The sequence below is a fragment of the bacterium Scap17 genome (genome assembly GCA_013376735.1).
Classification (GTDB): domain Bacteria; phylum Pseudomonadota; class Gammaproteobacteria; order Pseudomonadales; family Halomonadaceae; genus Cobetia.
In genome coordinates, this window is sequence record VINJ01000002.1 from 114,482 (window position 1) to 131,651 (window position 17,170).

14 protein-coding genes are annotated in these 17,170 nt (G+C 61.3%); 6 read left to right on the forward strand and 8 right to left on the reverse strand.

The features are described from left to right. Positions 1 to 97: 97 nt before the first annotated feature. The 7 genes from rsmG to FLM52_17560 form a co-directional block, all read right to left on the reverse strand. Positions 98 to 748, reverse strand: a complete 651-nt coding sequence (gene rsmG / locus FLM52_17530) for a 16S rRNA (guanine(527)-N(7))-methyltransferase RsmG (protein ID NVN57526.1) — start codon at positions 746 to 748, stop codon at positions 98 to 100. Next, positions 745 to 2,667, reverse strand: a complete 1,923-nt coding sequence (gene mnmG, locus FLM52_17535; protein ID NVN57527.1) for a tRNA uridine-5-carboxymethylaminomethyl(34) synthesis enzyme MnmG — start codon at positions 2,665 to 2,667, stop codon at positions 745 to 747. The genes rsmG and mnmG overlap by 4 nt, the downstream gene beginning before the upstream one ends. Before the next feature lie 1,374 nt (positions 2,668 to 4,041). Then, a complete protein-coding gene (locus FLM52_17540) occupies positions 4,042 to 4,788 on the reverse strand; it encodes an amino acid ABC transporter ATP-binding protein (GenBank protein NVN57528.1) in 747 nt (248 codons plus the stop codon). Positions 4,789 to 4,897: 109 nt separating this feature from the next. Next, entirely contained in the window at positions 4,898 to 5,569 is a 672-nt protein-coding gene (locus tag FLM52_17545; protein ID NVN57529.1) for an amino acid ABC transporter permease, read from the reverse strand. A gap of 174 nt (positions 5,570 to 5,743) precedes the next feature. After that, complete coding sequence (locus FLM52_17550) at positions 5,744 to 6,505, reverse strand: transporter substrate-binding domain-containing protein (GenBank protein ID NVN57530.1); 762 nt, start codon at positions 6,503 to 6,505, stop codon at positions 5,744 to 5,746. Positions 6,506 to 6,740: 235 nt separating this feature from the next. Beyond that, positions 6,741 to 7,094 (reverse strand): iron-sulfur cluster insertion protein ErpA, encoded by a 354-nt coding sequence (erpA, locus tag FLM52_17555; GenBank protein ID NVN57531.1) that lies wholly within the window; start codon positions 7,092 to 7,094, stop codon positions 6,741 to 6,743. A gap of 147 nt (positions 7,095 to 7,241) precedes the next feature. Continuing rightward, on the reverse strand, positions 7,242 to 8,285 hold the full coding sequence (locus FLM52_17560) for an N-acetyl-gamma-glutamyl-phosphate reductase (protein NVN57532.1): 1,044 nt from the start codon (positions 8,283 to 8,285) through the stop codon (positions 7,242 to 7,244). A gap of 253 nt (positions 8,286 to 8,538) precedes the next feature. Between FLM52_17560 and FLM52_17565 the strand changes: the two genes are divergently transcribed. From FLM52_17565 to FLM52_17590, 6 genes are all read left to right on the forward strand, one after another. Then, positions 8,539 to 10,290, forward strand: a complete 1,752-nt coding sequence (locus tag FLM52_17565; protein ID NVN57533.1) for a chloride channel protein — start codon at positions 8,539 to 8,541, stop codon at positions 10,288 to 10,290. Between the two features lie 182 nt (positions 10,291 to 10,472). Beyond that, positions 10,473 to 10,904 carry a protoporphyrinogen oxidase HemJ gene (gene hemJ / locus FLM52_17570; protein NVN57534.1) on the forward strand — a complete coding sequence of 144 codons (432 nt, stop codon included), beginning with the start codon at positions 10,473 to 10,475 and terminating at the stop codon, positions 10,902 to 10,904. A 14-nt stretch (positions 10,905 to 10,918) separates the two neighbouring features. Further along, entirely contained in the window at positions 10,919 to 11,758 is an 840-nt protein-coding gene (locus FLM52_17575) for a hydroxymethylpyrimidine/phosphomethylpyrimidine kinase (protein ID NVN57535.1), read from the forward strand. A 250-nt stretch (positions 11,759 to 12,008) separates the two neighbouring features. Beyond that, positions 12,009 to 13,301, forward strand: coding sequence for a glutamate-1-semialdehyde-2,1-aminomutase (gene hemL / locus FLM52_17580; protein NVN57536.1), 1,293 nt, complete (start codon positions 12,009 to 12,011; stop codon positions 13,299 to 13,301). A 157-nt stretch (positions 13,302 to 13,458) separates the two neighbouring features. Continuing rightward, positions 13,459 to 15,033 carry an AAA family ATPase gene (locus tag FLM52_17585; GenBank protein NVN57537.1) on the forward strand — a complete coding sequence of 525 codons (1,575 nt, stop codon included), beginning with the start codon at positions 13,459 to 13,461 and terminating at the stop codon, positions 15,031 to 15,033. Between the two features lie 124 nt (positions 15,034 to 15,157). Continuing rightward, positions 15,158 to 15,568, forward strand: a complete 411-nt coding sequence (locus tag FLM52_17590) for a hypothetical protein (GenBank protein ID NVN57538.1) — start codon at positions 15,158 to 15,160, stop codon at positions 15,566 to 15,568. A 148-nt stretch (positions 15,569 to 15,716) separates the two neighbouring features. On the opposite strand, the gene FLM52_17595 is transcribed toward FLM52_17590, so the two are convergent. Continuing rightward, positions 15,717 to 16,967, reverse strand: a complete 1,251-nt coding sequence (locus FLM52_17595) for a hypothetical protein (GenBank protein NVN57539.1) — start codon at positions 16,965 to 16,967, stop codon at positions 15,717 to 15,719. Positions 16,968 to 17,170: the final 203 nt, after the last annotated feature.

Below are 17,170 nucleotides of genomic sequence, written 5' to 3' on the forward strand. Positions count from 1 at the left end.
CTCACGAGGACAGATCAATGATCTGCCCTCGTGAAAACATCAGGCTGCCTGCCTTTTGCGCCCGGCACAATCCCTGCGCACACCTTGAGGCGCTTTATCAGTCGCGCTTGAGGCGCAGAAGGTGACGCTCCCCTTCCTCGCCCGGCACTTCCAGCACCAATGTCTCGACCAGCGAGACACCCATCGGCAGGCGGGCAATCTCATCACTGGGGATGCGCCCTTTCATGGCCAGCCATTCGCCGCCCTCGGCGAGCACGGCCGCCGACAGATTGACGAAGGCATCGGTATCGGCGAAGGCACGCGAGATGATCTGCTCGAACGGCGCGCCATCATAAGCTTCGATACGGACCTGGGTCGGGCTCAGATTCTTGAGGCCCAGTTCGTGGCCGGCCTGAATCTGGAAGCGCACCTTCTTGCCATTCGAATCCAGCGGCACGACGGCGATGTCGGGACGCATGATCGCGATCACGATGCTGGGCAGGCCCGGGCCGGCTCCCACATCCAGTAGGCGAGGTCCATGGATATAGGGCAGCACACTGAGGCTGTCGAGCAGATGGCGAGTCACCATCGCCTCCGGCTCACGTATCGCGGTGAGGTTATAGGCGCGATTCCACTTGTGCAACAGCACCAGCAACGTCATCAGCTGAGCATGTTGTTCCTCGCTCAACTCTACTCCCATGGCGCTGGCACCGCGGCTGAGCAGCTGAGCGCAACGTTCACGCTGTGTCTCGTTGAGCGTCTGGCTCATTGCGCGACTCCCGTGTCAGTCGTTGCGGCATCTGCGGGTGTCTCCGCCTTGATCAGCTGACGCTTCTTCAAGTGAATCAACAGGATGGAGACGGCTGCCGGCGTGACACCGGAAATGCGACCGGCCTGGGCCAGCGTCGCCGGGCGCGCTTCGTTGAGCTTCTGCTTGATCTCGTTGGAGAGACCATCGACGGAATCATAGTCGAGGCTGGTCGGCAGTTCGGTGTGCTCGTGACGGCGCAGGCGGTCGATCTCCTCCTGCTGACGCTGGATATAGCCTGCGTACTTGGCAGTGATCTGCACCTGTTCGGCGATGCGCCAGTCGTCGACCCCTTCCCCTTTCAGGCCTGCCACATCCGGATACTCGAGCTCCGGACGCTTGAGCAGCTCCATCAGGCTGGCTTCGCGCTTGAGCGGCGAGCTGAGCTTGTCGCTCAACGGGGCCAGCTCCGGGCTCTTCGGCGTCAGCCAGGTGCTCTCGAGACGCGCGGTCTCGCGGGCGATGGCTTCACGCTTGCGATCGAAGGCTTCCCAGCGGGCGTCATCGATCAGGCCCAGCTCGCGCCCCTTGGCGGTCAGACGCAGATCAGCATTGTCCTCACGCAGCAACAGGCGATATTCGGCACGCGAGGTGAACATGCGGTACGGCTCGCGCGTGCCGAGGGTGATCAGGTCATCGACCATCACACCGGTGTAGGCCTCGTCACGCAGCGGATACCAGGACTCGTCGTCAGTGGCGCGCAAGGCGGCATTGACGCCCGCCAGCAGCCCCTGGGCACCGGCTTCTTCATAGCCGGTGGTGCCATTGATCTGACCGGCGAAGTAGAGGTTCTTGATGAAACGCGTCTCCAGGGAGTGATGCAGGTCCTGGGGATTGAAGAAATCGTACTCGATGGCGTAGCCGGGACGCGTGATATGCGCGTTCTCCATGCCACGGATCGAGCGCACCACCTCGAGCTGCGTATCGAAGGGCAGCGAGGTGGAGATGCCGTTGGGATACAGCTCATGGGTATTCAGGCCTTCCGGCTCGATGAAGACCTGGTGGCTGTTCTTGTCGGCGAAGCGATGCACCTTGTCCTCGATGGACGGGCAGTAACGCGGCCCGATGCCATCGATGACGCCGGAGTACATCGGCGAGCGATCGAGATTGGCGAAGATGATCTCGTGAGTGCGCTCGTTGGTGTGCGTGATGTAGCAGTTGACCTGCTCCGGCTGCATCTCACGGCTGCCCATGTAAGACATCACCGGACGCGGCGTATCACCCGGCTGGGCTTCCATCTTGCTGAAGTCGACGCTCTTGGCATCGATGCGCGGCGGGGTGCCTGTCTTGAGGCGATCGACCCGGAACGGCAGTTCACGCAGACGCGAGGCCAGGCCATTGGCGGGCGGATCACCGGCACGGCCACCGGCATGGTTGTCCAGGCCGATGTGAATCACGCCGCCGAGGAAGGTCCCGGTCGCCAGCACCACCGTGGTGGCGTGGAAGCGGATCCCGGTCTGGGTGACGACGCCCCGCACGGTCTCGCCGTCGACGATCAGGTCTTCCGCACCCTGCTGGAACAGCGTCAGGTTCGGCTGGTTTTCCAGCACGTTGCGGATCGCGGCCTTGTACAGCGCCCGGTCAGCCTGGGCGCGAGTGGCACGCACTGCCGGCCCCTTGCGGGCATTCAGAGTACGGAACTGGATACCCGCCATGTCGGTGGCCAGGCCCATGGCACCGCCCAGCGCATCGATTTCCTTGACCAGATGGCTCTTGCCGATCCCGCCAATGGCGGGATTGCAGGACATCTGGCCCAGCGTCTCGATGTTATGGGTCAGCAGCAGGGTCTGACGGCCCATGCGGGCAGCAGCCAGTGCGGCTTCCGTACCGGCATGACCGCCGCCGATGACGATCACGTCAAAGCGGTTCGGGTAATCCACGTTGGCACCTCGGGGTATCACGAAACTTGGATGAAGCGCTGTTCGCTGGTTGGCGAAGCAGGCAAATCGGCCAGGCAGGGCGATGAATCGATGCCTGGATGAATCAAGGACTGCCAGACGGCATGGCGAATGATGTCCGTCGCCGAAGGCATGTGCTCGACCGGTGAGGGAGCTTGCAAGCCAGCAGGATGACGTCCGGGCCGCACAGTATAAACCGCCTGTGGGTAAGCGTCAGGAGTTTTCCACAGCGCCGTGCCCTGGCAGGCCGTGAATGAATGCCCGGGTTGTTTCTACTCAGGCATCAATCCACGCCGTGACGATTCACGAGTCTTGCGGATACGACACGTTGATTTTCCGGCGAGGGATGTCCTGACCAGACAGCCGTTCGTTATCCCGAACACTTCGGGTTCGGTGGGTTCACGTCAGGTCGATCGTGAGGTCTCGGTCCGTCCTTCGGGTTTCCGGATAACAAGATTATATAAAGAAAAGAAAAAGGGGTTTTGTTGATGTTGTAACTACTGTTGTGGACAAAATCAGTGGGAAATCGACTTTATCCGTTACAAATCAAAAGCTTACGATGTTGATATAGTTGGGGAGAAAATGCGGAGTACTTGAGGACGTCACTGGTCGCTTCCTGTGGATGAAATGCGCCCTTGTCCACATCCCCGATTATCCCCTGATTCATACCGAACTGGTACCCGACTTTTCTGCCCTGCTGTGCACAAGTGGCGTTGTTACCCACAACCCTAGTGCTGCATGGCCTGACGGCAAGAAGGCCGCGGATAATGCCGGAAAATGTCCACAGAGGCAAATGTCGATTTCCTGCGCTGGCCAAAGCTGTAGACAGTCATGGGATAAGTGGTGCGTGAATGCCTACAGGCCCCGTCAGTGGTGCCAATGACGCGATGCGTCCCAGCCTGTGGATACTTTTTCGCTTGTTTTGCCCGTATCGGCCGCTGAGATTGCCTGAACGCTGTCCCGGCGGCTCACGGTGCACGTTATCCTCGTGTGGTTTTCCGGCTAGGCCCCTGATTTATCCCTGCTTTTCACACGCTAAAGCGACGCTTGAGTGAGGGCTGCCAGGCGGGGAAAGCGTCATTTCTTCGAGCGTCGAGGCGTGTTTGCGTGACCTGGCAAGGGGGTGGCCGGGGCCAAAAAAATTCGTTTTTTTCTTCTCGAAATGCCGACAGAAGGCGTGGAGGGAGAAGATTTTTCATCGTTTGGCGATCCGCAGGGCTCGCAAGCCTCTCTGAGGACAAAAAAATGCCCCGACCTGACGGTCGGGGCATGCCCGCTGCCATGCGTGCAGCGGGTGGGACATCACGTGCTCAAGGCGTGTCCGGACAGTGGTTCAGCGAGCCTTGTGGAAGACGCTCAGTGGGATAGTACGCGGGCCAGGAAGCTCTGGGTGCGTGGATGTTGCGGCGTATCGAAGACCTGCTCTGGCGTGCCTTCCTCGACGATGCTGCCCTGATGGATGAACACCACCCGGTCTGCCACTTCACGGGCAAAACTCATTTCATGGGTGACGATCATCATCGTCATGCCTTCGCGGGCCAGCTTGCGCATGACATCGAGCACCTCGCCAATCATTTCCGGGTCCAGTGCCGAGGTGGGCTCATCGAACAGCATCAGGCGCGGTTCCATCGCCAGTGAGCGGGCAATGGCCACGCGTTGCTGCTGGCCACCGGAGAGTTGCCCCGGGTACTTGTCGGCCTGCTCGAGGATATTGACCCGCTCGAGCAGCGTATCGGCTTGCTGCTCGGCCGCCGGACGCGAGGTGCCGCGGACCTTGATGGGGGCCAGGCTGACGTTGTCACGCACGCTCATGTGCGGAAAGAGATTGAACTGCTGGAAGACCATGCCGACTTCGGTGCGTATCGCCTTGAGCGCCCTGTGGCTCTTGCCGTGGGCGATCAGCGAGTGCCCATCCACCTCGATGTTGCCGTCCTGAAACTCCTCCAGGCCGTTCACGCAGCGAATCAGTGTCGACTTGCCGGAGCCACTGGCCCCGATGATCACCACCACCTCTCCCTGGGCGATCTCGAGCTCGATGTCCTTGAGGACATGCAGGCTGCCGAAATGCTTGTTGAGCTTGTGCATCTTCACGATGGCAGTCATGGGGCGCTCCGAACCGGCGCTGCATGCCGGAAGGTCGTCAGAGAAATGAGATCAGGCAGAAGGAGAGATGGCGCGGCGATATCCGTCACGTTTGGGGGGCAGAGAGACATCATTGGCCCACCAACCCGCGGCGCTCGAGCAACCGCAAGCCAAATGACAGGCTGAGGGTGATCACCAGATACAGCAGCGCGACCATGAAGTAGGTTTCCAGCGCATTGAAGGTAGTGGCGATATGAATCTGCCCCTGACGCACCAGCTCACCGACACCGATCACCGAGAACAGCGAGGTGTCCTTGATCGAGACGATGCCCTGGTTGCCCAGCGCGGGAATCATGCGGCGCAGCGCCTGGGGCCAGATGACATAGCGGAAGGTCTGCGGGATGGAAAGGCCGAGTGACAGGCCGGCTTCCCGCTGGCCACGGGCGATGGATTGCACGCCACCGCGCACGATTTCCGAGATATAGGCCGCCGAGTTCAAGGCGATCGCGGCGATGCCGGCGGTCAGGGCATCGATGGGGCCACCGATGATCTGCGGCAGGCCATAGAAGATGAAGAGCACCTGGACGAGCACCGGGGTGCCACGGAAGATCTCGATATAGGCGGTGGCGACCCAGCGCAGGATCCGGCTGGGAGACAGGCTCAGCAGTCCGAACAGGATGCCGAGCACGAAGCCGATGGCGAGGCCACCGAAGGAAATGGCGAGGGTCCAGGGAATGCCCTCGAGCAGGTAGGGCACCGAATTGAGTGCGGCCTGCCAATCAAACTGGAACTGAACGTCCACGGGGGGCTCCTTGGCACGAACCTCTCATGCACCGCTGGGCGCGCCGGAGGTTCGAGACGACCGACATTCCGGCAGGCTGTCGCTGCCGAAATGTCGTGATGATGATCTGTACTACGCTCTGCACTATGTTCTGCGCTACGCGACGTGAGGCGTCTTAGGCGAGTTGGAAGCGGCTTACTGGCTGTCGCCGGGCATGGCGCCGAACCACTTCTGGTAGATCTCGGCATAGCTGCCATCGGACTTCATCTCGGCCAGCGCCTTGTTGGCGGCCTCGGTCCACTCGCTGCCTTCGGTGAAGGCGATGCCGTATTGCTGGCCTTCATAGAGCGGCCCCACCGTCTTGACGCGTCCATTGCCCTTGGTCTTGGCGAAGTAGCCGACGTTGGGGGCATCGTAGAAGACGGCATCGACGCTGCCGGACATCAGGGCCATGTACATGTCGGCGCTGCCCGGATAAGGCGTGATGGTGGAGTCACCGAGGTTGGCGGTGAGATAGTCGTAACTGGTGGATCCGATCTTGGTACCGACCTTCTTGCCTTCCAGGCCCTCGATGTCCTCGATGTCGCCGTTGTTGGCCGAGGTCAGAATCTGCAGGCCGGAGTCATAGTAGGGATCGGTGAAGTCGACGACCTTCTCGCGTGCTTCGGTGATGGTGATGCCGGCGATGGCGACATCGACGCTACCGGTCTGCACGGCCGGGATGATGCCATTGAAGTCCATGGTCTTGAGGTCGATATCGAAGCCGGCGCGCTCGCCGATGGCATTGAGGATGTCGATATCGAAGCCGACCATCTCGCCGCTTTCCTGATCGAGCATCTCGAAGGGCACGAAGCTCGGGTCGGTCGCCGCCTTGAGGGTGACGGCATGGGCAGCGCTGGCCATGAAGGTGGCGGCCGCAAGGCCAGAGAGGGAGGCCAGCAGGTGAGAACTGCGCATTTTACATTCCTCTTTATATTTAGATTTTAGGATGTATAGCGTTTTTAGATTGACGAGCGCACCGGACCCCGTCAAGTCTCCCGCCTCTGCCATACCGCGAAGGGAAGCTGGCAAGCCACTGAGATGACGAAAAAAAATCGCCCCTACCGGGAACCGGTAGGGGGCGATCAGGCCTCAGCAAGGCGTCAATGTCGTGCGCGGGGCTGTCAGACCCTCACGATTAGATCCTCAATGATCAGACCATGAAAGAAGATCCGCAGCCACAGGTGCTGGTGGCATTGGGGTTCTGGATCATGAAGCGGGCGCCTGCCAGACCTTCCTCATAGTCGATCGTCGAGCCGACCAGATACTGATAGGACAGCGGGTCGATCACGATGGCGGCTTCGCCCAGCTCGACCACGGTGTCGTCATCGGCCAGATCGGTGGCGATATCGAAACCGTACTGGAAGCCGGAACAGCCGCCGCCAGTGACGTAGACCCTGAGACGCAGCTCCGGGTTGGCTTCTTCCGCGCGCAGCGCTGCAATCCGGGCACTGGCGCGCTCGGACAGGTACAACGGCGTGGGGATGAAGCTTTGTGCTTCGCTCATGCGGGCCTCCTGGAAGGAGTCGGAGGCCGGACGCTGAAGATAGCGCCCGGCACGGTATAGAGAACAGAATGACGCCTATTATCCCTATATCCGAGCAAAAGGGTCAACTTTGTCTGACGTGCTGCCTTGCGGGCGTACGCTGGCGGTTCAGGGCATCATCGCCGGCGCACCGACCCCCATCATCTCATCGAGACCGAACATCAGATTGAGGTTCTGGATGGCCTGGCCTGACGCGCCCTTGACCAGGTTGTCGATCACCGACAGCACCACCAGGGTGTCGCCGTTGCCCGGACGATGCAGGGCGATGCGGCACAGGTTGGTGCCCCGCACACTACGCGTCTCCGGATGGCTGCCCAGCGGCATGACATCGACGGCGGGGTGGTCGGCGTAGCGCTGTTCGAACAGCGTCTGCAGATCTTCCAGCGTGCCGCTGAAGCCGCTCAGACGCGGATAGAGGGTGGAGTGGATGCCGCGAATCATCGGCGTCAGGTGCGGGACAAAGGTCAGACCGACCGCGCTGCCGGCTGCCAGGTCCAGCCCCTGGGTGATTTCAGGCAGATGACGGTGGCCGGAGGCGCCGTAGGCCTTCATGGACTCGCCGGCTTCACACAGCAGAGAGCCGACCTTGGCACCGCGACCCGCGCCGGAGACGGCGGACTTGCAGTCGGCGATGATGTTGTCGGTCTCGATCAGGCCGGCTTCCAGCAGCGGGACCAGGCCCAGCTGCACGGAGGTCGGGTAGCAGCCCGGCACCGCGATCAGGCGCGCTTCGCGGATGGCATCGCGATTGACTTCCGGCAGGCCGTAGACGGCTTCGCCGAGCAGCTCCGGCGCGCCGTGCGGCTGGCCATACCACTCGGCCCAGACGTCGGCGTCCTTGATGCGGAAGTCCGCGGACAGGTCGATGACCCGCGTGCCGCGTGCCAGTAGATCGCCAGCCAGGGCGTGAGCGACACCGTGAGGCGTGGCGAAGAATACGGCGTCACAGGCGGCCAGCACCTCGGCATCCGGCTCGCTGAATGCGAGAGTGCCGTAGTGGCCGCGCAGATTGGGGTACATCTCGTCGACACGCACGCCCTTCTCGCTTCGCGAGGTGATCACGGTCACTTCCACCTGCGGATGGCTGGCCAGGAGCCTGAGGAGTTCCACTCCGGTGTAACCGGTGCCGCCGACGATACCTACCTTGATCATGCTGCCTCCCCGCCTTCGGGCGGTGTCCTGTTGATGCGAGATGTAATCTTGTGTCCGATCTGCTGCTGCGACCTTTGGTGGCCTGTGCGCGAGACAGGCGTTGCGCCATGCTGTGCCGAGGTTGTCGGATTGCGCACGGTCGCGACGGTTCGCAATCGATATGATACACAGGTGTCAGGCGGGCAGTAATGCGCTGCCGACATGGATGTCCTCTGTCATTGCCAGTGCCTTCAAGGAGTCGTGAGTGTCACGCCTGACGCGTCCGCATCTGCCTCGTCCCAGTCTCGACAATTTTCGGCGCAAGCTGGCGGCGGTCGATGCACTCCCGCAACTGTGTCTGCTGGGGCTGGTGGCAGGGCTGCTGACCGGCTCATTGATGGTCGGTTTCCGCCTGCTGTTGAGTGCCGGTGCTCTGGGCTTCATGCCCGATGACAACCCGGAGAACTTCGAGGGACTTGCCCCCTGGGTGCGCGCCTCGCTGCCGCTACTGGCGGTGCTGGTGATCGGTATCGTGCTGGGCCGACAGCATCCGGCGCAGCGCAAGCTGGGCATCGGTCATGTCATCGAGCGCCTGACCTACCATCAGGGCAAGATGCCGCTGCGTGCCTGGCTCAATCAGGTCGTGGTCGGGGTCGCGAGCGTGCTCGGCGGCCTGTCAGCAGGACGTGAAGGTCCGGCGATCCACTTGGGTGCCGGTGCCTCGAGCTGGATCGGCGAGCGCCTCAAGCTGCCCAACAACAGTCTGCGCGTGCTGGTCGCCTGCGGCACGGCGGCGGGCATCTCCGCCTCCTTCAATACGCCGATCGCCGGGGTCATCTTCGCCATGGAAGTGGTGATGATGGAGTACACCCTGATGGGATTCATGCCGGTGATTCTGGCCTCGACCACCGGCGCGGTGGTCACGCAGATGGTCTACGGCTCGGCACCGGCCTTCGCGGTGCCGTCTCTGCTGCTGCATTCCCTGCTCGACCTGCCCTGGGTCATCTTCACGGCGCTGGTCATCGGCCTGCTGGCGGGGGGCTTCGTGCATCTGGCGCGTCAGCAGGCACGCGTGGCACACCTGTCATGGGGGATGCGCATGGCGCTGGTCGGGGTCTCGACGGCCGTTGTGGCGTGGTGGTATCCCCAGGTGCAAGGCATCGGCTATGACAGTCTGGCTCAGTTGCTCGACGGCCAGCTGGCGCTGGATATCCTGTTGGCACTGGTGGTTGGCAAGCTGGTGCTGTCGGCCCTGTGTGTGGCCTGTGGCGTGCCGATCGGCATCATCGGCCCGGTGGTGGTGGCGGGCGCCGCAGCCGGGGCATTGATGGGCATGCTGGGCGGCTGGCTGTTGCCGGACCAGGCCTCGGATATCGCGCTTTACGCCCTGCTCGGCATGGCGGCGATGATGGGTGCGGTGCTTCAGGCGCCACTGGCCGCCCTGATGGCACTGCTCGAATTGACGCATTCGCCGAATATCATCTTGCCCGGCATGCTGGCGGTGGTGGTGGCAGGCCTGACCTGTCGCCAGTTGTGTCACTGCCAGGGCTTCTTCATCTCGACGCTGACGTCGCAGGGACTGCATCCGCTCCAGCAGCCATTGATGCAGGCGCTGTCGCGGGTGGCAGTGCCTGCGGTGATGGAGCGCTCGCTGGTCAGCGTACCGCGCCGCATCACGCGTGAACGTGCTCGCGCCCTGCTCGACAGCAAACCGGTCTGGCTGGTGGTCACGCGCTCGACGCCGGAAAAGCCGATGGTCGCGCTGCCGGCGGCGGATCTGGTGCGTGTGCTGATGGATGAGCACTGGCGGGAGCAGGAAGAGCTCGACCTGCTCGAGATCCCCGCTCAGCGTCTGGATCTCGCGCCCATCCACCTGCAGGCTACCTTGTCCGAGGCCTATGAGCGGCTGCTGCCCAGCGATGTCGATGCCCTCTATGTCGAGCACACTACTGCACCGATGATTCGCAAGATTTCAGGTATCATTACGCGGGATGCAATAGAGAGCTACTATCGCTATACCCCTTGAGACTTGCTGCATTCCCTGTCTCTGGCGTGGCGCTTCGGTGTGTCCTCTGCCTTATGCCCGCGACCGCATACCGCATGGGCCTTTGGCGCCTCGCATGCCATCGTGTCGATCCAGTGGCATCCTGCGCCCCTTGATTGCCTGGCTTTCCTGACCTTCCTGACCCTGACTGACGGAGCTCCCTCATGTATCTGTGGATCAAGGCGTTTCATCTGATTGCCGTAGTGTGCTGGTTTGCGGCTCTGTTCTATCTGCCGCGTCTATACGTCTATCACGCCCAGGCGCGTGATGCCGGCGACCACAAGGCCATCGAGTACTTCAAGACCATGGAGCGCAAGCTCTATCGCGGCATCATGATGCCGTCGATGATCGCGACCCTGGTGCTGGGGATCTGGCTGCTGGCGCTGGTGCCGAGCTTCATGAGCATGGGCTGGATGCACCTCAAGCTGACCATGGTCGTGCTGCTGGTCGGCTATCACCATGCCTGTGGTCTGTATCTGAAGCAGTTCGCCGCCGATACCTGCAAGAGAACCTCGCGCTACTTCCGCTTCTTCAATGAAGTGCCGGTACTGATGCTGGTGGTGATCGTCATCTGCGTCATCGTCAAACCGTTCTGAGGGATGGTTCAGCCATGACCGAGTGCTCAGCGCAACTGCCCTACGTGCTGGTATTGGCGGGGCATGATCCCAGCGGCGGCGCGGGGCTGGTCGCCGACAGCGAGGCGATCCGTGCCGGTGGCGGCTGGGCGCTGACGGTGCCGACGGCACTGACGGTGCAGAACTCCTGCAATGTACAGGCGGTGATCCCGCAATCGGGCGAGTCGATGCTCGCCATGGCCCGCACCCTGTGTGAGGACTTCCGTCCAGGCGCGCTCAAGATCGGTCTGCTCGCCAGCGAAGCGGCGCTCGCGGCGACAGTGGTGCTGATCAAGGAGCTGCGCAAGCGCTGGCCCGGGCTGCCGGTGGTGTGGGACCCGGTGCTCAAGGCGGGCGGCGGACGGGAGCTTTCCACCGAGTCGCTGCTCTGTGAGGCGCGTGAGCGCTTGCTGCCACAGGTGGATGTGCTCACGCCCAATCGTGCGGAACTTTCACGCCTGGCGGCCTGTCCCCCGGGAGAGTGTGAGGATTCACTCGCCGAGCATCTGTTGGCGACAGGCACCGGGGCCGTGCTGGTCACAGGTACCGATCCACTCGAGCGTGAGGTGGCGTCGCCTCCGGTGTCATCGGTCATCCATCGTCTGTATCGGCGCGGCCATGCCACGCTGTCAATGGACTGCCCGCGCCTGCCGGGCAGCTTCCACGGCAGCGGCTGCACCCTGGCATCGCATCTGGCCGTGCGCCTGGCGTGCGGCATGCCACTGCCATCGGCATGGCAGGCCTCGCAGCATGCCACCTGGCAGAGTCTCGTCGATGGCCAGCAACGCGGGCTGAAAGGTGCGTTGCCCGAGGCCCAATATCTGCCCTGGCGATAGCGCTAATGCCCTTTTCGACGCCGGCACCCCTTGCGCTCGCGCGGCTGCAACTCACCCGTGAGTCGCGTTAAGCTGTCGCCATCGACGGCATTCGGGTTATCCACACCCCCTTGCCGCCCCGAGGCTATCGGGCCGTTTCATCGGCTGTGGACAAGCTGCATTCACGTTATCCACAGCGTCTTTATGTCTGATCCCCTTTTCTCCATTTTCGCGGCCGATGAGCCGCCCGCCGCTTCTCAAGAGGTATGTCATGACCACGTCCGCTGCCCAGTTCGAACGCGCCAGCCGTCATATTCCCGGTGGCGTCAACTCGCCGGTCCGCGCCTTCAAGGGACTGCATCGTCCGCCGGTGTTCATCGACCATGCCAAGGGCGCGTATCTGTTCGATGTGGAAAATACGCGCTATATCGATTACGTCGGCTCCTGGGGGCCGATGATCACCGGGCACGCCGATGAAGATGTGCTCAGCGCCGTGCGCGAGCGTCTCGAGAGTGGCCTGTCCTTCGGCGCGCCCACCGAGATCGAGTCCGAGATGGCCGAGCTGATCTGCGAGATGCTGCCGAGCCTCGACATGGTGCGCATGACCAACTCCGGCACCGAAGCCACCATGTCGGCGATTCGCCTGGCGCGTGGTTTCACCGGTCGTGACAAGATCGTCAAGTTCGAGGGTAACTATCACGGGCACTCCGACTCGCTGCTGGTCAAGGCCGGCTCCGGCGCGCTGACCCATGGCGAGCCCAGCTCCCCGGGCGTGCCGGCGTCGCTGGCCGAGCACACCATCACGCTGGACTACAACGACGCCGAGGGCGTGCGTCGCTGCTTCGCCGAGCTGGGGGATGAGATCGCCTGCATCATCGTCGAGCCGGTCGCCGGCAACATGAACTGCATTCCGCCGGTGCCGGGCTTCCTGGAAAGCCTGCGTGAAGTGTGCGATGCCCACGGCAGCGTGCTGATCCTCGATGAGGTGATGACAGGCTTCCGTGTCGCCCTGGGCGGCGCTCAGGCGCATTACGACATCACGCCGGACCTGACCTGCCTGGGCAAGATCGTCGGCGGCGGCATGCCGGTAGGTGCCTTCGGCGGCAAGCGCGAGATCATGCACCACCTCTCGCCGCTGGGGCCGGTCTATCAGGCGGGGACGCTGGCAGGCAATCCGCTGGCGATGGCCGCTGGCGTCGCGCTGCTGCGCAAGCTCAAGGCGCCCGGCTTCCACGCCGAGCTTGCGCGCAAGGTCGAGATGCTGTGTGAAGGCCTGGAAAGCCGTGCCAAGGCGGCAGGCATCCGTCTTATCACCCAGCATGCCGGTGGCATGTTCGGTGTCTTCTTCACCGATGACGCAGAAGTCAGCAATTTCGCCTCCGCCACGCGCTGCCGTCAGCAGGATTTCGTGACCTTCTTCAACGCGATGCTCGCCGAAGGCGTCTACCTGGCGCCGTCCGCCTATGAAGCCGGCTTCATGTCCGCGGCGCACACCGATGCGGATATCCAGGCCACGCTGGATGCGGCTGAGCGGGTCTTTGCGCAGATGTCCGCATCGAACTGAGTGCGACGCAAGACAGTACCTGAGTCCGCGGGTTGGCCAACGCAGACAGGAACCCGCTCGGCAGGCTGCCGGGCGGGCTGCCATCCGGTACACTTGTCGCCAACGATAGCGATTGCGCTAATGACCTTATAGCCAGCTTGCCTTAGCGGAGACGACCTTGAGCCAGGCCTTGATTCGAGCCCTTCACACAGCCGATTGCTTCGATCACCCCGTGAAGGATATCGAAGTGCACGAGACGCATATCTCGTGGATCGTGCTGACCGGCGACTACGCCTACAAGATCAAGAAGCCGCTGGATTTCGGCAGCTTCCTGGATTTCTCGACCCTTGAGCGCCGCAAGATCCTGTGCGAACAGGAAGTGCGCCTCAACCGCCGTCTGGCACCGACGCTGTATCTGGATACCGTGGCGATCTCGGGCACGCCCGAGGCTCCGCGCATCGGAGACGACAGTGCTGTCTTCGAGTACGCGGTCAAGATGCGCCAGTTCTCCAATCGCCATCTGTTCAGCGCCCTGCAGGCCAGTGGCGAGCTGTCGCTGGAATTGCTGGATGATCTGGTCGACCAGCTGGTGGCCTTCCATGAGCAGGCCGAGCGCATCCAGGGCGATAGCGAGCTGGGTAGCCCGCAGATGGTCAGCCGTACCATCGACAACGAGTTCGAGCTGATTCGTCCCCGCCTCGGCGATGATGCCGAGGCCATCAAGCGACTCGCGCTGCTCAAGCAGTGGACCGAAGAGACCTTCCAGCGCCTCAATCCCGAGTTCGAGCGTCGCTGGCAGGAAGGCTTCGTGCGTGAGACTCACGGCGATATCCACCTGGGTAACGCCGTGCGCCATGAAGGCCGTGCTCTGTTGTTTGACGGCATCGAGTTCAATGAAGAATTGCGCTGGAACGATGTCGGTTGTGACCTGGCCTTCCTGGTGATGGATCTCGAAGCGCGTGATGAGCAGGCCTTTGCCCATCATGCACTCAACCGTTATCTCGAGCTCTCCGGTGATTACTCGCTGGTGCGTCTGCTGCCGTACTACAAGATTTATCGCGCACTGATCCGGGCCAAGGTGGCGATGATTCGCTATCACCAGCCGGACCTGTGTGAAGCGGATCGGGCCGATGTGCTGGCCGAGTACGAGCGCTATATCGAGCTGGCGGAGCGTTATAGCGAGATCCGCTTCCCTTACATGATCATCGGTGTGGGTGTCTCCGGTAGCGGCAAGAGTCGCTTCACGGAAGAGATGGTGCGTGAGCTGGGCGGCGTGCGTATTCGCAGTGATGTGGAGCGCAAGCGCCTGTATGGCTTTGCGGCGGATGCCGATACCGAGTCCGGGCTCAATGGTGGCATCTATACGCCGCAGGCCACCCATGCGACCTACGAGCGACTCTCGCATCTGTCCGCCACGCTGCTGGAATCGGGTATCCCCGTCTGCATCGATGCCACCTGCCTGAAGAAGGTGCAGCGTGATCGCCTGCGTCATGAGGCAGAAGCCCGTGGCCTGCCGGTGCTGATGATCAGCTTCGAGGCCGATGACGAGACGCTGCGCAAGCGCATCATCAAGCGCAGCCAGCGCAGTGGTGAGGCGTCCGAGGCAGGTCTCGAGGTGCTCGACAAGCAATTGGCCAATCGCGAGCCATTCGCACCGGAAGAGCATGGTCAGCTGGTCCACATCGACACGACAGCGCCCAACGCCAATGTCACCTTGGCTCGCCTGATTCGTGAGCAGCTCAGGCTACATTGAGACGAGCGATCATTGTCATGGGGCATGGCGGAATGAGCGCCATGCCCTTTTTTGTATTGCATAGTGCGCTCCCGAGTGAGCCTTGGCTTTGGTTGGGAAGCTATGCATCTGGAAAGGAAATATCATGCGCCAACAATGGGTAAATACTGCCGCCGCTGCCATCAGTCTGGCACTGCTCGCGGGCTGCTCCAGCCAGCCGACAACCGCTGATCTCATGCGCGGTCAGGCTGAGGAAGCCAAGGCTGTCGCCAAGGTGCGTGACCAATTGGCAGATCAGTGGGAAGAAGGCAAATCACTGGTCGCGGCAGGTGAGAAGCAGATCGTCAGTGGTGAGAATCTGGTCAATGATGGCGAATCCAATATCGCCAAGGGCCAGGCGCTGATCGACAAGGGCAATGGCCAGATCAAGAAGGGCAAGGCGCGGATCGTCGGCGGTAACAAGCAGGTCAGCAAGGGCCGCCAGATGGTGGATGAAAGCCTTGAGAGTTATCGCGAGTCCTTCCCGGAGGGGGCCGTGACAGCGCCAAAGAAGTAACGTGTCGCTGCGTTAGGTGTTTCGCGGTTGGTACTGGAAGGCCGCTGACAACCCTGTCAGCGGCCTTCCATTATATGGATCCACTGGGTGGGAAAACGAAAAACCCCGCTTGCGCGGGGTTCTGTAAGAGATCCTGGCTGGGGCATGATCAGTACTGCATCACGTTGGCCACGTTGCCACCGCCAGTCTGGGTGATGGTGGAAGTGTTGGTGAAACCAGTCTGCGTCACATTGGCAGTATTCGGCGCAAAACTCATGAAGCCGCCAGCCTGCTGCAGAATGGTGGATTCGTTATGTCCGCCTACCTGCAGCACGGTCGCACTGTCGTTGTAACCGGTCTGGGTAATGTAGGACTCGTTATCAACAGCCCAAACCTGCGTGACATTGGCATCGTTATTGAAACCGCTTTGCTCAATCACGGCTAGATTGCCCAGGCCAGCCTGCTTGATATCAGAGTCATTGAAGGCGCCGCTTTGAATGACCATGCTGCGGTTACCGTAACCATACTGGTCTATCTCTGAGTCATTGTGGAAGTCAGACTGAGATACGCTGGCACGGTTGTAGCCCCCCCCCTGATTGATCTCGGAATCGTGTGACGTGCCGCTTTGCATGACACGAGCTCGCTGATGCTTGCCGGATTGTGCGATGTCCGAGTCACTGAAAGCCCCCGTCTGCATGACACGTGCCTTGCTGTACTTTCCGCTCTGCAACACGCTGGAGTCATGGTAGATGCCGCTCTGGCTGACGGAAGCGACGTTGTATTCACCGCTCTGTTCGACATCCGAATCATGGCCGAGGCCCATTTGGATCACTGTCGCTTTCTCGTGACTACCGCTTTGCGTGGCGATGGACGAGTTGAAGGCGCCTGTCTGGGTCACGGTCAAGTCATTGAAACGACCACTTGAGTTCGGGCCGCTATCGCCTTGCTTGGAGACGGAGTTGTTACGCAGGCCATCCTGCGTGATGGTTGCCGTGTTCTTGAAGCTTTTCTGGTCGACATCGGCGTGGTTACGGCGCCCCTCCTGGTAGACAGTTGCTATCTGTGCCTGACCCCTCTGCAGGACATCCGTCATATTGGCCAGGCCTTGCTGATTGACACTGGCAATGCTCGCGACGCCGCTCTGGTAGACAGTGACGCCGTTGAAGGCACCTGTCTGGTCGATATCACTGGTATGCTCGCCAGCGTTGAACGGGTTTCCATTGCGGTCACCTTGGGTGACCATCGCGCCATTGGCGAAACCGGTCTGATCGATGTCGGAAGCATTGTCCACTGCCATCGCATGTGAAGAAAAAGCGACAGCGGCAGCCAGCAAGCTCATTTGGATTTTCATGGTTTGTTCCCTTGTGTAGATCGTTTTTTGAGTTGTGTTTTTATTTTTTATTTGCTTCTGGTCGTGCATCCCCTGACATGATGACGGTCTGGTTTTTCGTTATCCGCGACATGACATCATGTTGTACTGCTACTGCTACTGCTACTGCTACTGCTACTGCTACTGCTACTGCTACTGCTACTGCTACTGCTACTGCTACTGCTACTGCTACTGCTCCCTATCTGCCAGCGTAGTTGTCACCTAAACGGATTGAGAGGTGATCAACGTGCGTT

Excerpts from the sequence above, each read along its gene's own strand:
- rsmG (NVN57526.1), bottom strand. The coding sequence starts at position 748 with ATGAGCCAGACGCTCAACGAGACACAGCGTGAACGTTGCGCTCAGCTG.
- FLM52_17540 (NVN57528.1), bottom strand. The coding sequence starts at position 4,788 with ATGACTGCCATCGTGAAGATGCACAAGCTCAACAAGCATTTCGGCAGC.
- FLM52_17550 (NVN57530.1), bottom strand. The coding sequence starts at position 6,505 with ATGCGCAGTTCTCACCTGCTGGCCTCCCTCTCTGGCCTTGCGGCCGCC.
- erpA (NVN57531.1), bottom strand. The coding sequence starts at position 7,094 with ATGAGCGAAGCACAAAGCTTCATCCCCACGCCGTTGTACCTGTCCGAG.
- FLM52_17560 (NVN57532.1), bottom strand. The coding sequence starts at position 8,285 with ATGATCAAGGTAGGTATCGTCGGCGGCACCGGTTACACCGGAGTGGAA.
- hemJ (NVN57534.1), top strand. The coding sequence starts at position 10,473 with ATGTATCTGTGGATCAAGGCGTTTCATCTGATTGCCGTAGTGTGCTGG.
- FLM52_17575 (NVN57535.1), top strand. The coding sequence starts at position 10,919 with ATGACCGAGTGCTCAGCGCAACTGCCCTACGTGCTGGTATTGGCGGGG.
- hemL (NVN57536.1), top strand. The coding sequence starts at position 12,009 with ATGACCACGTCCGCTGCCCAGTTCGAACGCGCCAGCCGTCATATTCCC.
- FLM52_17590 (NVN57538.1), top strand. The coding sequence starts at position 15,158 with ATGCGCCAACAATGGGTAAATACTGCCGCCGCTGCCATCAGTCTGGCA.
- FLM52_17595 (NVN57539.1), bottom strand. The coding sequence starts at position 16,967 with ATGCACGACCAGAAGCAAATAAAAAATAAAAACACAACTCAAAAAACG.